Source organism: Hydrogeniiclostridium mannosilyticum, from assembly GCF_003268275.1.
Lineage (GTDB): Bacteria > Bacillota > Clostridia > Oscillospirales > Acutalibacteraceae > Hydrogeniiclostridium > Hydrogeniiclostridium mannosilyticum.
In genome coordinates, this window is sequence record NZ_QLYR01000015.1 from 18,629 (window position 1) to 33,621 (window position 14,993).

Genomic DNA, 14,993 nt, shown 5'->3' on the forward strand with positions numbered 1-14,993 from the left:
TCCTTATTAATTTCCACCAAAAAACATAAACGCGTTGATCAAAATGACAATGACAAAAAAGCCAATTGCAATAAACTTGGTCCAACGCGCCAAAAAGGAGTCAACAGACCGCGCCTTATTCTTCGACAAAAAGGTATCCGCGCCGCCGGTAATAGTTCCCAGATCCTTCTGGTGGCCCTCCTGCAACAAAATAACAATAATAATTGCAATTGAGAACAAAAGAAGGATGATTCCAAATATAATTTGAAGTACAGACATAAAATTCCCTCCGACACCTCACAATAACTTTAATAATAGTACCACAAAAAATGCAAGATAGCAAGTATTATCTAATATTTTACAAAAATATCAATGCCCGCAGGGGCCCGAAGCGCCTCGGCAGCCAAGCCCATCCGAGCGGCCGCGCTTAAAAGCGGAGCCTTAAAAAATTTGCGCGGGCTCTCCGGGAGAAAATAATTTCCGCTGCATATTTTCCGGCTGCCGGCCCATACTATAAACAGGTTTTCCGAATGATTTTACGTTTGCCGTTCTGGAAACCTCAGCCGTCCGCTCGCTATTGGCCTGCGGGCGGTTTTGTTTTATTCCTCGGACGGCAGCAGGGAAAGCTGCTCGCCCGCCGTTTCCTCGGCGGTCAGCAGGGAGCCCGTTGCCGGTATCGCCTTGCGGTAGCGGTCCGGCCGCTTGAGCATGCCCTCACGGTAGGCCTTGACCTCCCTCAGGCGGACATTTTTCTTCAGCGTCATCACCTGTACGCCCTGTGTAGAGCGGGTCGCCTTTGCCGAGACGGCGCCCGTATGAACTAGCAGCACACGCCCCTGCGTATTCATCAGCAGAAAATCCGTGTCCTCCAACACATAAAACATCGCTGTTACGGGGGCCTTGCCGCTGTAGGCATTCACAAGCTTTTTGCGGTTGTTCTTGGTTGCATAGGCCTCCATATCCACCTTGGCGGCCTTGCCATTTTCAAAGAAGAAGAGCATATAACCAGCATACTTCTGCACTGCCGCCATATACAGAACTGTCTCCCCCTCTTCCATTCCCAGGCGGGCAGGGATATATTCGCCCAGTACGCTCGCCTTTGTGTCGGCAAATTCCGCGGCCTTGGCCTTATAGACCTGCTGGCGGTCCGTAAAGAACAGCAAATCCGCAGAATTGCTGCCGTCCACCTGCTGGATGACCTCGTCGCCCTCCTTCAGCTTCTGCTCCCCGCTCATGCGCAGTGACTGCGGCGTAATCTTTTTAAAATAACCGTCGCGGGTAAAGAACAGATGCACCGGATAGTCCGCGACCTCTTCCTCCTCCACATATTCCTGAATTTCGTCCGCATAGAGCAGCATGCTTCTGCGCGGACGGCCATAATTCTTAATGACCTGGCGCAGCTCCTGCACAATGACTGCCTGGATTTTCGCCTTGCTGTTAAAAATGGTTTCCAGCTCTTCAATCTCCTTTTGCAGCTGCTCAATTTCCTCCGTCCGCTTGAGGATGTACTCGCGGTTCAGGTGGCGCAGCTTGATTTCCGCCACATATTCGGCTTGGGCCTCATCGATGCCGAAGCCAATCATCAGGTTGGGGACAACCTCGCTTTCCTCCTCGGTCTCGCGCACAATCCGCACAGCCTTGTCAATATCCAGCAAAATAGCGCGCAAGCCCTGAAGCAGATGCATCTTATCCCGTTTACGGCTCAGGTCATAATAGGTACGGCGCCGGACGCATTCGATACGGAAAGCAATCCATTCCCCCAGCAGCTCACGCACGCCCAGCACGCGCGGCACACCTGCAATCAGCACATTAAAATTGCAGGCAAAGCTGTCTTCCAGCGGCGACATTTTGAAAAGGCGCTGCATCAGCTTATCCGGCTCCACGCCGCGCTTCAGGTCTATTGTAATCTTCAATCCGTCCAAGCCGGTTTCGTCACGGATGTCGGCTACTTCCCTCAGCCTGCCCTGCTTGACCAGATCCACCACCTTTTCCACAATCGCCTCCGCGGTGGTTGTAGGGGGAATCTGTGTAATGTCGATGCAATTCGCGCTCGCGTCATAGGTATAGCGGCTGCGTACCCGGAAGCTCCCGCGCCCGGTGGCATAGATCTGCTCCATAATTTTGCGGTCATAGATAATCTGTCCGCCGCCCGGGAAATCCGGCGCTTGCAGTACCGCAGCAATGTCTGCTTCCGGGTCGCGCATTAGCTCAATGGTTGCCTGGCAGACCTCCGCCAGGTTGAAGGGGCAGATGGAGCTGGCCATGCCGACCGCTATGCCCGTATTCGCGTTGACCAGAACCGACGGGAAGGAGGCCGGAAGCAGCGTCGGCTCCTTCATCGTATTGTCGTAATTATCGACAAAATCCACCGTGTCCTTATCAATATCACGAAACAGCTCGTTGCAGATGCCGTCGAGCTTGGCCTCTGTATAACGGGAGGCGGCCCAGGCCATATCCCGGGAATAAAACTTGCCGAAGTTCCCCTTGCTGTCCACATAGGGGTGCAGCAGCGCTTCATAGCCGCGGCTCAGGCGGACCATCGTGTCATAAATAGCGCCCTCCCCGTGTGGGTTGAGCTTCATGGTCTGGCCGACAATATTCGCGCTTTTTGTACGTCCTGTATTTAATAACCCCATTTTATACATTGTGTATAATAATTTTCGATGAGACGGCTTAAACCCGTCGATTTCCGGGATAGCACGGGATAAGATCACACTCATCGCATAAGGCATATAATTCTGCTCCAGCGTAGCGGTAATTTGCTGCTCTACTACCTCGCCGGCCCCCTCAATAATCCCCCGCGCCTTGGGTGGGGTCTTCGACGCGGAACCCGGCTGCTTATCGGTACTGCGTTTTCTAGGCATATCTTCTACTCACTCCGTTTTCAAGCACTTCCGTAAGTTATTTTATACATACAGTAATTTATTCTAAAATTCGACTTTTAGTATCAGCTTACATCAAGAAAATCAATATACAAGTTCCCGTTCTCGGCAATATATTCCTTACGCCCGGAGAGGTTATCGCCTAACAGCAGGTCAAATATCTCCGCCGTACGGGCCGCATCCTCCGGCATCACCTTAATCAGGCGGCGGGTCGCAGGGTTCATCGTGGTCAGGTTCATCATGTCCGCCTCATTTTCACCCAGGCCCTTACTGCGCTGGATGGTGTACTTCTGCCCCTCCAATTTTTTCAGGACATCATTTTTCTCCTGCTCCGTGTAGGCAAAGTAGGTCTCGGTTTTGGCAGTAATTTCATAAAGCGGGGACTCCGCAATAAAGACCTTGCCCGACTCAATCAGAGCCGGCGTCAGACGGTAAAGCATGGTAAGCAGAAGCGTACGAATCTGAAACCCGTCAACGTCCGCATCCGTGCAGAGGATGACCTTATTCCAACGCAGAAGCTTCATATCGAATGAGGACAGGTCCTTGTTCGCCTTGCTTTTGACCTGCACACCGCAGCCCAGCACCTTGATCAGGTCCGTAATAATGTCACTCTTAAAGATCTTATCATAATCCGCCTTCAAGCAGTTCAAAATTTTTCCCCGAATCGGCATAATCGCCTGGAAATTGGGATCGCGCGCCTGCTTACAGGCGCCCAGCGCGGAGTCGCCCTCCACAATAAAAATTTCCCGTTCGCCGGCATCGCGGCTGCGGCAATCCACAAATTTAGCCACCCGGCTGGTGATGTCCATATTGCTGGTCAGCTTCTTGCGCAGATTCAGCCGGGTCTTTTCCGCGTCCTCGCGGCTTCTTTTATTGATGAGCACCTGGCCCGCAATCTTCTCCGCATCCATCGGGTTTTCCATAAAGTAAATTTCCAGCTGGTGGCGCAGCATGTCCACCATCGCCTCCTGGATTCCCTTATTGGTAATAGCCTTTTTGGTCTGGTTCTCATAGGAGGTCACATTGGAGAAGGAGGAAATAACCAAAATCAGGCAGTCTTCCACATCTGCAAAGGTGATCTTGCTCTCGTTTTTATTATATTTTCCGCTCTGCTTTAAATACGCGTCAATCTGGTAAACAAAGGCGTTGCGCGCCGCCTTATCCGGCGCGCCGCCATGCTCCAGCCAGCTGGAATTATGGTAGTACTCCGTTTGGTGGTTGCGGTTGGAAAAGGCAACGGCAACATTGATTTTTGTCTTATACTCGGGCTTGTCCGCACGGTCGCGCACCTTGCGCTCCGTCTGCCAGAACTGTACGCCCGTCAGCGCATCTTCACCGGCAAGCTCCTGCGCATGGTCGACAATCCCTTTTTCATAGCAAAATTCCGTTGTCTCAAAGCCTGCCGTCGTTTCATTGCGGAAGATAAAACGGATGCCTTCATTGACAATGGCCTGGCGCTTGATCATATCCATATAATATTCTACCGGTACCTGAATATCCGTAAAAACCTGCATATCGGGCTTCCAGCGAATTTTTGTGCCGGATTTAGCCTTACTGGGTTCCTTGTGAAGGCCGCCGGCATTCTCGCCGCGCTCAAAGTGAAGCGTATACCGGGTATCGCCCGTGCGGATATCGACATCCATGTACTCCGAAGCGTACTGCGTTGCACAAAGGCCGAGGCCATTGAGCCCAAGCGAATACTCGTAGCTGCCAGCCTGGTTGTTATGATACTTGCCGCCCGCATACATCTCACAAAAAACCAGCTCCCAGTTATAGCGCTGTTCGTTCTGGTTAAAATCCACCGGAATACCGCGGCCGTGGTCCTCGACCTCGACAGAATGATCCAAAAAGCGCGTGACCGTGATCTCAGTACCGAAGCCCTCGCGTGCTTCGTCGATTGAGTTTGAAAGAATTTCAAAAATAGAATGCTCACATCCCTCAATGCCATCCGAGCCAAAAATCACCGCCGGACGCAGGCGAACCCGGTCCGCGCCCTTGAGCATAGATATGCTTTCGTTATTATAAGCTGCTTTTCTCGCCGCCATCTTTCCTTCATCTCTCCCTGAATATAAGTCTTTTATTTCAAGTATTGCCGCCGCCCGCTAACAAATACCGTGAATACCGCCGCTACGGCAGCATTATTTTTCCGGCACATATACGCTATACTGTAAGGATCCGCACACTGTCCACGGCCAGAAGGCCGCTATGATTTATTATAGCATAAACGGCGGCTTCCCGCTATTTTGGTAATCACTGCCCGCCAAGCAACCGGTCCCGCCGGCAGTGAATGCGACGCCAGCAGAACCGGTTTACCCTTACAGAAGCAGCAAGCTTACCGATTATTTAAAACACGAAGCGCGCTCCAAAAAGCGGTCCGTCCCGCACCCGAATATAACGCGCTGCTGTACGAAGAAAAAGAGGGAAATATCAGCGATTTCCCTCTTTCCGCTTAATTCTCTTTATTTTCGTCTTCCACTGTCTCCTGCCCGGCCTCTGTGGCGCCGAGCTCGCCGGAGCCTGCTGCAGCCGATGGCGAGACGTGCGGCGTTGACGGGCTCTCCAGCAGCTTGCCCTCCATTAGGCTGGCAAATTCGTCCCCGCTCATCTTCTCGTGCAAGAAAAGGAATTGGGCTACCTGGTTGAGTTGGTCCATATGCTCGCGCAGAATGGTCTCGGTTTTCTCATAGGCTGTTGTAACCAGCCGCTTAATCTCCGCATCAATCGCCGAGGCTGTAGACTCGGAATAGTTGCGGATATGCCCCATATCCCGGCCTAGGAAGGGCTCGCTGTCATCCTGCCCATAGGTAATGGTTCCCAGCAGGTCGCTCATGCCGTACTTTGTCACCATGGAGCGGGCCATTTTAGTTGCGCGTTCAATATCGTTGGAAGCGCCCGTGGAAATATCGTCCAATGTCAGCGCTTCTGCCACACGCCCGCCGAGCAGGACCACCAGCTCCTCCTCCATTTCCTTACGGGTGTGGTAGGAACGGTCCTCCGTCGGCAGCTGCATGGTGTAACCGCCAGCCATCCCACGCGGGATGATGGAAATCTGATGGACGGGATCCTGTGTGGCACAGTAATAGGTGGCGACCGCATGCCCCCCCTCGTGGTAGGCCGTCAGAGTTTTCTCCTTATCGGTCATCACGTGGCTCTTTTTCTCCGTGCCCACCACCACCTTGATGGTGGCCTCCTCAATTTCCGTCATGGTAATGGCCTTCAGGCTCCTTCTCGCGGCCAGCAGCGCCGCCTCATTGAGCAGGTTCTCCAAATCGGCGCCGGTAAAACCGGCGGTGGACTTAGCAATGGTCTTCAGGTTTACATCTGGGGCAATCGGCTTGCCGCGCGCATGCACCTTCAATATTTCTTCGCGGCCCTTAATGTCGGGGTACCCAACCATAACCTGGCGGTCAAAACGGCCCGGGCGCATCAGAGCGGGGTCCAAAATATCGGGGCGGTTTGTGGCGGCAATCATAATAACGCCCTCATTGGCGCCGAAGCCGTCCATTTCTACCAGCAGCTGGTTCAGGGTTTGCTCACGCTCGTCATGGCCGCCGCCAAGGCCCGCGCCGCGCTGCCGGCCGACCGCATCAATCTCGTCGATAAAGATAATACAGGGGGAGTTTTTCTTGGCCTGTTCAAACAGGTCCCGCACACGCGATGCACCGACGCCGACGAACATCTCCACAAAATCAGAACCTGAAATGGAGAAGAACGGCACGCCGGCCTCGCCCGCAACCGCCCGGGCCAACAGCGTTTTACCGGTGCCCGGAGGGCCCACCAGCAGCACGCCCTTGGGGATCCTGGCGCCCAGCTCATTATATTTCTTCGGATTTTTGAGGAACTCCACAATCTCGCGCAGCTCCTCCTTTTCCTCGTCCGCACCGGCAACGTCGGCAAAGGTGGTCTTGCGCTTTTCATCCGCCATTTGCTTAATTTTAGCCTTGCCGAAGTTCATCTGCTTGCCGGCATCGCCCATGCTTGCGTTCAGGCGCTTCATCATGAACCACCAGAACAGGACGCCGACGACCAGCACCAGCAGCATGGGGATCATACTGGTAAGCCAGGAGGTCTCCGCCGGGCGCTTATAATCGCGCCCCATCACCTCGTCATGGGTCTTGTCATATTCCTCAATATAGGGCGTAATTTCATCCAGCAGCAGGGTTACGCTCGGCACGGAATAATTAATTTTTGTCTGGCTGCTGTCATTGAGTGTCAGAACCATCTCGCCGCTGCCGAGGTCCAACTCAAAATCCGTGACCTGCTCGTTGCGGAAATAGGTGATGACCTCAGAATATTTCATATTCTTGGTCGGCTGATTAGTCAGCACCAGCGACAGGATGATGAGCAGCACTATCGGAATGCCGATATAAAGCGCCCAATTTCGGATTTTATTTTTATTCTCCAACGCGGATTCACTCCTTTATTCTTTCGTTCAGCCCCCGTAAACCTCGGGTTTCAAAATTCCCACATAGGGTAAATTCCGATATTTTTCATTATAATCCAGGCCGTAGCCCACTATAAACTCGTTGGGCACGTTCAGGCCGGAATAATCCGCATTGAGGTCCACTGTACGGCGCTCCGGTTTATCAAACAAGGTACACAGCTTTATGCTTTTGGGGTTGCGTTGCTGCAGCATTTCGCGTATGTAGCTCAGGGTCATGCCGCTGTCTAAAATATCCTCAACCAACAAGAGGTCCCAGCCTTCCAGGTTAATATCCAAGTCCTTAATAATCCGCACCACACCGCTTGTCTTTACGCCGGCGCCATAGCTGCTCACCGCCATAAAGTCAATGCTGCAGGGGATTGTGATTGCCCGCATGAGGTCGGCCATAAAGACGACGCTGCCCTTCAGCACGCTGACCAGCAGCAGGTTTTTGCCTTCGTAATCACGGCTGATCCGGCTGCCCAGCTCCCGCACCGTTTGGTCCAGATACTCCTTGCTGAATAATACCTCTTGAATGTCTTGTTCCATCCCATTCTCTCCTCAATGATTCATAATCCGTTAAGCATCATCGATGCCGACCCTGACATAGGGCCCCTTTTTATCCGCGGACCACCCGGCCCCCCGGCTCGGGCCAAAGTGCTCCATCCAGACAATATTCCCCGCAGCGTCGGCCAAGAGAAGCTCCCGCGCCCTTTGAAGCGGAGAGAATTTAGCCTCGTTAAACAGCTTTTTCAGGCTTTTGGTAACGCCCCGGGCCCTGGGGGAAAAGCAGTCGCCCGGCTGCCGGGTTCTGAGAAACATATTATCTGTTATTGTATCATAACTAAGCAGATTATTAAATAACAAATTATTAAATTTCCTAAGATTTTCTATTTCAGCCTCAGAAACCTCTGTCATGCGGAACACGCGGCCGTCGGGCAGCGTGGTGACAGGCCGCTGAAGCGGCACGGGGGCCCACTCCTGTGCCGGATGCCGTTCAATAAACAAAGTATTGCCCGCAGCGTTCACCTGTATTCCCCCCGGCACCGACACGCCGCCGCCATTGCGCACCGCCTGCATGGCAAGCCGCAGATGCAGGCTTGTCAGCCGGCCGGCGCCAGCCCTGCCGGTTTCAGCAGCTAAAAAGCGGGAAAGGAGCGGGTCTGGCAAGGTCCGCACGGCATCAAGCCGCCATCCGCCGCCCTGGCGCATCGTTCGCACGGCGTCCTCCATCTGCCGCGTTAGAAAGGCGTCGTCCTGTGCAAGCTGCTCTGCCGCACGGGTGGCTGCCGCCTCAAAGGCAGGGTTTATCTTTCGGAACACCGGCACGGCATCCAAGCGGATCTGATTGCGCACGTAATCCCGCTCCAGATTTGTTTCATCCGTCACATACTCCAAATGATAATATGCGCAGTAGCGTTCAATTTCATTCCGGCTTAACGCGATAAACGGACGAACGATCTTGCCGCGCACCGGCGGAATGCCGCGCAGGCCGTGGGTTCCCGCCCCGCGTGCAAAATTCATCAGCATGGTTTCCGCATTGTCGGAGGCTGTGTGCGCGGTTGCAATCCGCCCGCCGCCCGCCGTCAGCTCGTCAAAAAAGGCATAACGCGCGGCGCGGCCGCACGCCTCTGTGCCGCAGCCCCCGGCGCGGGCTAGATCGGCAATACAGACCTGCCGGACATGAAGAGGAATACCTCTGGAAGCGCAAAAAGAACGGGCAAACTGCTCATCCCTGTCGGCTGCCGCGCCGCGCAGGCCATGGTTTAGGTGGGCCGCCTGCAGGGTAAAGCGGCGGACGGCCTGCAAGCGCCATAAAAAATGCGTAAGGGCGACCGAATCCGCCCCGCCGGAAAGCCCAACCACGACCAGTTCATTTTCCGGCAGCATGGCGTACGCTTCAATCGCCCGCTGCGCTTTTTCTTCTATTTTACAAAGCTCAGTATTCACTGCGGAAGGCCTCCTGCGCGGTAAAGCGCATAAATTCGCCCTGCCAGTGCAGCGGCACCGTCTTGGCCTCGCCATGCCTGTTCTTAGCCACAATACACTCGCCGCTGTTTTTGTCGCTCTCCTCCGGGTCGCCCTCATTGGCATAATAATCTTCCCGGTAGAGGAACAAAACAATATCGGCGTCCTGTTCAATAGAGCCCGAATCACGCAGGTCGGAAAGCACTGGGCGGTGGCTCGTCCGTTTCTCGCTGTCACGCGCCAGCTGAGACAGCGTCAGCACCGGTATGTTCAGCTCCTTGGCCATGACCTTGAGCCCGCGCGTGATTTCGGAAATTTCCTGCACCCGGTTGTCCCCGCCCCTGCGGGAGGTTCCGTTCATCAGCTGCAGATAGTCGATAATCACCAGGTCCACATCCTTCAGGCGGCGCAGCTTTGCCTTCATCTCCGGGACGGTGATAGAGGGGTTATCGTCAAAATAAATCGGCGCTTTTGAGAGGATGTCGCCGGCCTCCACCAGGCGTACCCACTCGTCGTCCGCAAGCTTACCGGTGCGCAGCTTTGTGCCGCCCACCAACGCCTCGGTGGAAAGTAAGCGCGAGCACAGCTGCTCACGGCCCATTTCCAACGAGAAAAAGGCGACCTTCCGGCCCGCCTTTACAGCCGCATGGCGGGCAATATTCAGCGCAAAGCTGGTCTTGCCCATGCCGGGGCGGGCGCCGAGCAGAATCAGGTCCGTCCGGTTCAAGCCCGTAATGGTCTCGTCCAGCTCCTTAATGCCGGTCGGCACTCCGCGGAATTTATCGCTGTCCGGCGAATTCAGCTGGTCCAGGCGGTCAAAGGTGTCGAGAATAATCTCATCTATCCGCTGGAGCCCCTGCATATTTTTTCCGCGCCGGATGTCAAAAATGCGCTGTTCCGCGGAATCCAGCAAGGTCGAGGCCGGCACCTCGCCGCTGCCCGCTTCCTCCAGAATCTCCCGGGCCGTGACAATCAGGGTTCGGGTGTCATACTTGTCGCGCACAATATTGGCATAGGTCTCCACATTACTGATAGAGGGCACCAGCTGTGCCAGCTGCAGCAGGTAGGTCTTGCCGGAGGCCTCATCAAATCCCTTTTGAGGCTTGAGCTGCTCCAAAACCGTAACAAAATCAATCGGCTTGCCCAGGGTAAACATATCCAGCATGGTCGCGTAGATCAGGCTGTTATTGACCTGGTAAAAATATTCCGGGCGGGGGAGAATTTCCGCCACACGGTCCATACAGGCGGAGTCCAATAAAACGGCCCCCAGGACGGACTGCTCCGCCTCGGGTGCAAAGGGCAGGCTCAGGGCGTTATAGGCCCCGCTGCCCAATGATAAATCCGCCATTTACACAGCCTCCTTCCATGCCCTTCCTTACAAATCCAGCGCTGCAAATTACGGCTGCTCGCCCACCATGACATACAGGCTCGCGGAAACGCCGGTGTAGAGCTTGACCTCACAGGGAAACGTACCGAACGCCTTGATGTCGCCCATCTCGACTTTGCGCTTATCCACCTCAACGCCAAACTGTTTTTTAATCTCCTCAGAGACCTCCTTTGCGGTAACAGAGCCGAAAAGCTTACCGCCCTGGCCAGCCTTTGCAAAAATCTTTACATTCTTTCCATTGAGCAGCTCCGCGGCCTTCTGGGCGTTCTCCGTCTCGACCTTAACATGGTAGGCCTTTGCGTCCGCCGCGTTCTTCAGCTCGTTCATCACCTGTGCATTTGCCTCTTTGGCAAGCTTTTTCGGAAAGAGGAAGTTCCGGGCATATCCGTCCGATACGTTGACAAGCTCTCCCTTTTTGCCGCTGCCCTTTACGTCTGCCAATAATAAAACCTTCATCCTTACATACCTCCAAAATCTGAGATGTTCTGTACAGCGAAGGGGACTTCCCCCAAGGCGTTTTACTCCTTATGCTGTACATTTTTCTCCATAAAGCCGCGGATTGCATCCGAAAGGAGCTCCCGCGCCCGTTTTACGGTTACGTCGGCCAGCTGGGCGCCGGCCATGGTAAAGTGCCCGCCGCCGCCCAGCGTTTCCATAATCAGCTGGACGTTGATGTCGCCCAGGCTTCGGGCCGAAATATTCACGGTATTCCCTGTGGGAAACAGCACAAACGATGCGGCCACCCCTTTAATGGACAGCAGCTCGTCCGCTGCCTGCGCCGCCGTCACGCGGATATTGGCGGAATCCTGTTCCGTGGAGGCAATGGCGCATTGGTTGACCACCTCCGCGCTGGAGACAATGCGGTATTTTTCCTTATAGGCGTCGATTGAATCCGAAAACATCCGCTTGACCCGCACCGTGTCCGCGCCGCGCCGCCGCAGGTAGGCGGCGGCCTCAAAGGTGCGCACCCCGGTGCGCAGCACAAAATTCTTTGTGTCCAGCATAATACCGGAGAGCAGCGCCTCGGCCTCTGTGCGGTCCAGGCAGTTCTCGCCGATATATTGCACCAGCTCAGCCACCATCTCGCTCGCGGAGCTGGCGTAGGGCTCATGGTAAAAAATCAGCGCGTTTTCAATGTGGTGCACCATCATGCGGTGGTGGTCAATGACCACCACACGGGGCACGGCATTTAACAGCTCCGGGCTTTCTATAAAGTCCGGGGTGTGGGTGTCCACAACAATCAGCAGCGCGTGCGGCCCAACCATGGAGAGCGCCTCCTGCGGGGATAAAAACACTTGCTGGCCCCCGGCCTTTTCCTCCATGCTGGCAACCACCTGCCCCGCCAGGGTCTGCGCGCGGTTGACAACGATGTAGGCCTTTTTGTTCATTACCTTATTGATGGCGCTCCACAGGCCTACCGCCGCGCCCATGCTGTCAAGATCCGAAAACTTATGGCCCATTACAAAGACAGCATCGCTGGCCCTGACATGGTCCGACAGCGTTGCCGCAATGACCCTGGTGCGCACCTTGTCCCGCTTTTCCACACCTTTCGAGAGGCCGCCGAAGAACTCATATGTATCATTTTTCTGTTTGACGGCGACCTGGTCGCCGCCGCGGCCCAGAGCCATATCAAGCGCCCTTCTCGCCCAAAGCTCCCCCTCCTTCAGGCTGGAGGCCCCGCGGCCCACGCCGACGGAAATGGTGGCGCTCTGGTTGTTCTCATTTTTAATATTGCGAATTTCATCGAGGATGGGGAAGCGGCTGTCCATCATTCCCTGAATATGCTCCTCGTCGGTCAGTACCAAATAGCGCTCCCCGTTCAGCCGCTTGAGAAAGCCGTTCATATTCACGGCCCAGGCATCCAGCTTAGCCTGCACCTCCGAGCCGACGCGGGCATCCTCTGCCCCGGTGCTTTCGCGCGCCAGCTCCTCCCGGTTGTCAAAGCAAATCAAAAGCACCACCGGGCGGGTCAGCGCATATTCCTTGTTGATTTCCTTATAGTAGGTATCGTCCACAAAATACAGTACAACGCTTTCACCGGTACGCGCGCCGTACACAGTAAACTGGCGGTCATCCACCGCAATGTCCGTGCCGCCGTCCTCCAGGATTTGGGGAACCGTTTTCGGGTATAAAAAGCGCAGGATATTTTCACCCTGGCACTCACGGTTGCCGCTTACGCTGACGATAAACTCGCGGTTTGTCCAAACAATATCGCCGGCCTCGCCCACCACGGCAACCGCCATGGTAAAATCCTGCAGGGCCTGGTAATCCAGCCCCCCCAGCGCTTTCTTGGCGCTTTTAACCGCACCGCCGACATAGGTTTCAAAAAAATGCAGCGAAACGGCCACCGCAATGGTGGCAACCACCGAAACTCCCAGCTCAACATAAAACAGCGCCGTCTGGCCTATAAAGTAGGTGGCGGCCGTCATGGCAAACATGATGGCTAATATGACAAAAAATATCGGAGAGGAAGCCCATACTCTCTTTTTCATGCAGTCTCTCCCGCCTTTCTCACCCTGAAATCTCTCCTAACGATACCGCCTGTTTTCTCCGCGTCCATCAAACCTCCATAATAATAGGGAGAATCATGGGGCTGCGTCTGGTACGGTCATACAGCAATCTGGAAATGCCGTCCTTAATCCTTGTTTTGATCGTGCCCCACTCATGGATATTCCCCTGGGCGCATTCGTTGATAATATCCTGAACCAGGGCCTTGGTCTCGTCCAGAAGCGGCTCGGACTCCCGCACATAGACAAAACCCCTTGAAACCACATCCGGGCCTGCGACCAGCTCGCCCGTAGCCAGGGAAATGGTGCAAACTACAACGATGAGGCCGTCCTCGCCCAGGTGCTTGCGGTCCCGCAGCACTATGCTGCCCACGTCGCCGACCCCCAGGCCGTCGACCAGCACCCGGCCGGCCGGAACCGTCCCCGCATTGCGCAGGAACGCTTCGTTGATTTCCACCACGTCGCCGATATCGCCGATATAGATATTGGCGCTGGACATGCCCATGGCTTTCGCCACCCCGGCGTGCTTTTGCAGCATTTTCTGCTCGCCGTGCACCGGAATGAAATATTTCGGCTTTACAATGCCGTGGATGATCTTCAGCTCATCCTGGCAGGCATGCCCGGAGACATGCACTTCGTACATCGACTCATAAACAACCTCGCAGCCGCGCTTAAGCAGCTCGTCTACAACGTTGCCGACGGTTTTTTCGTTGCCGGGAATCGGCCGGGCCGAAATGATGATAAAGTCGCCCGGGCCCACCTCCACCTTGCGGTGGTCGGCAAAGGCCATGCGTGCCAGCGCGCTCATGGGCTCCCCTTGGCTGCCTGTTGTGACCAGCACCACTTTTTCTTTAGGATAACGGTTTAAAAGGTCAATGTCAATCAAAACGCCCTCCGGCACATCCAAGTAGCCAAGCTCCACCGCGATGCCCATCACGTTCAGCATCGACCGCCCGGATAGGGCGACCTTTCTGCCGAAGCGCACAGCGCAGTTGATAATCTGCTGTACACGGCTGATATTGGAGGCAAAGGTCGCAATGATGATGCGGTTATTTTCCGCACGCTGGAACAGGCTTTCAAAGGAGTTGTCCACCATTTTTTCCGTCTTGGTGTAGCCGGGCCGCTCCGCGTTGGTGGAGTCCGCCATCAGGGCCAGAACCCCCTTCTTGCCAAGCTCCGCGAAACGTGCAAGGTCTATCATCTCCCCCTGTGCCGGGGTGCTGTCGATTTTAAAGTCGCCCGTGTGCACAATGACGCCCGCCGGCGAATGAATGGCAAAGCCCACCGCATCCGGGATGGAGTGGTTGACATGGATAAATTCGACCTTCATGCAGCCAAGCTGAACGGCTCCGCCGGGTTTTACCACATTCAGTTTGACCTTGCCGGTGAGGCCGTGCTCCTTGAGCTTGCCCTCAATCAGCCCCACCGTCAGGCGGGTCGCATACACCGGCAGGTTTACACGCTTGAGCAGGTAGGGCAGCGCGCCGATGTGATCCTCGTGCCCGTGCGTAATCACAATGCCGCGGATCCTGTCGGCGTTTCTCTCCACAAAGGTAAAATCGGGCAGCACCAGGTCCACGCCCAGCATGTCGCCGTCCGGAAAGGCCATGCCGCAGTCCACAATGACCATGTCATTCTCGCACTCAAAAAGCGTAAAGTTTTTACCAACCTCATTCAGGCCGCCCAGGAAATAAACCTTAACAGACGGTTTTACCACCTGATTTTTTGCCGCTCTGCGGCGCTGCTGCGGCTTCCGCTCCGCCTGCGCTTGAGCCTGCAGCGGCGCCGTGGGCTTCTGTGCCTGCGAAACGCCGGCTGTCCTGCGGCTGGCAGCCGGACGGCCGGGC

At 55.1% G+C, this 14,993-nt stretch carries 10 protein-coding genes; all 10 read right to left on the reverse strand.

Annotated elements, in window-relative coordinates; translation table 11 throughout:
* Positions 1–6: 6 nt before the first annotated feature.
* A complete protein-coding gene (secG, locus tag DPQ25_RS13520; RefSeq protein ID WP_112333705.1) occupies positions 7–258 on the reverse strand; it encodes a preprotein translocase subunit SecG in 252 nt (83 codons plus the stop codon).
* Between the two features lie 320 nt (positions 259–578).
* Positions 579–2,843: a DNA gyrase/topoisomerase IV subunit A gene (locus tag DPQ25_RS13525; RefSeq protein WP_112333706.1), complete on the reverse strand. Its 2,265-nt coding sequence runs from the start codon at positions 2,841–2,843 to the stop codon at positions 579–581.
* A gap of 83 nt (positions 2,844–2,926) precedes the next feature.
* Entirely contained in the window at positions 2,927–4,906 is a 1,980-nt protein-coding gene (locus tag DPQ25_RS13530) for a DNA gyrase/topoisomerase IV subunit B (RefSeq protein ID WP_112333707.1), read from the reverse strand.
* Between the two features lie 404 nt (positions 4,907–5,310).
* Entirely contained in the window at positions 5,311–7,266 is a 1,956-nt protein-coding gene (gene ftsH, locus DPQ25_RS13540; protein WP_112333709.1) for an ATP-dependent zinc metalloprotease FtsH, read from the reverse strand.
* Positions 7,267–7,293: 27 nt separating this feature from the next.
* Complete coding sequence (gene hpt / locus DPQ25_RS13545; protein WP_112333710.1) at positions 7,294–7,833, reverse strand: hypoxanthine phosphoribosyltransferase; 540 nt, start codon at positions 7,831–7,833, stop codon at positions 7,294–7,296.
* A 30-nt stretch (positions 7,834–7,863) separates the two neighbouring features.
* The gene (gene tilS, locus DPQ25_RS13550; RefSeq protein WP_177577119.1) at positions 7,864–9,234 is read right to left on the reverse strand and encodes a tRNA lysidine(34) synthetase TilS; all 1,371 of its coding nucleotides are present in this window, start codon (positions 9,232–9,234) and stop codon (positions 7,864–7,866) included.
* Positions 9,224–10,600, reverse strand: a complete 1,377-nt coding sequence (gene dnaB / locus DPQ25_RS13555) for a replicative DNA helicase (RefSeq protein WP_112333712.1) — start codon at positions 10,598–10,600, stop codon at positions 9,224–9,226. The genes tilS and dnaB overlap by 11 nt, the downstream gene beginning before the upstream one ends.
* A gap of 48 nt (positions 10,601–10,648) precedes the next feature.
* Positions 10,649–11,095, reverse strand: a complete 447-nt coding sequence (gene rplI, locus DPQ25_RS13560; protein ID WP_112333713.1) for a 50S ribosomal protein L9 — start codon at positions 11,093–11,095, stop codon at positions 10,649–10,651.
* 62 nt (positions 11,096–11,157) lie between these two features.
* Positions 11,158–13,131, reverse strand: coding sequence for a DHH family phosphoesterase (locus tag DPQ25_RS13565; protein ID WP_112333714.1), 1,974 nt, complete (start codon positions 13,129–13,131; stop codon positions 11,158–11,160).
* A 67-nt stretch (positions 13,132–13,198) separates the two neighbouring features.
* A partial coding sequence (locus DPQ25_RS13570; RefSeq protein WP_242978381.1) for a ribonuclease J occupies positions 13,199–14,993 on the reverse strand: 1,795 nt, incomplete at its 5' end.

Bases quoted from the DNA above. Each gene is read 5' to 3' on its own strand.
- DPQ25_RS13565 (WP_112333714.1), bottom strand. From the start codon at position 13,131: ATGAAAAAGAGAGTATGGGCTTCCTCTCCGATATTTTTTGTCATATTA.
- hpt (WP_112333710.1), bottom strand. From the start codon at position 7,833: ATGGAACAAGACATTCAAGAGGTATTATTCAGCAAGGAGTATCTGGAC.
- rplI (WP_112333713.1), bottom strand. From the start codon at position 11,095: ATGAAGGTTTTATTATTGGCAGACGTAAAGGGCAGCGGCAAAAAGGGA.
- DPQ25_RS13530 (WP_112333707.1), bottom strand. From the start codon at position 4,906: ATGGCGGCGAGAAAAGCAGCTTATAATAACGAAAGCATATCTATGCTC.
- dnaB (WP_112333712.1), bottom strand. From the start codon at position 10,600: ATGGCGGATTTATCATTGGGCAGCGGGGCCTATAACGCCCTGAGCCTG.
- DPQ25_RS13525 (WP_112333706.1), bottom strand. From the start codon at position 2,843: ATGCCTAGAAAACGCAGTACCGATAAGCAGCCGGGTTCCGCGTCGAAG.
- secG (WP_112333705.1), bottom strand. From the start codon at position 258: ATGTCTGTACTTCAAATTATATTTGGAATCATCCTTCTTTTGTTCTCA.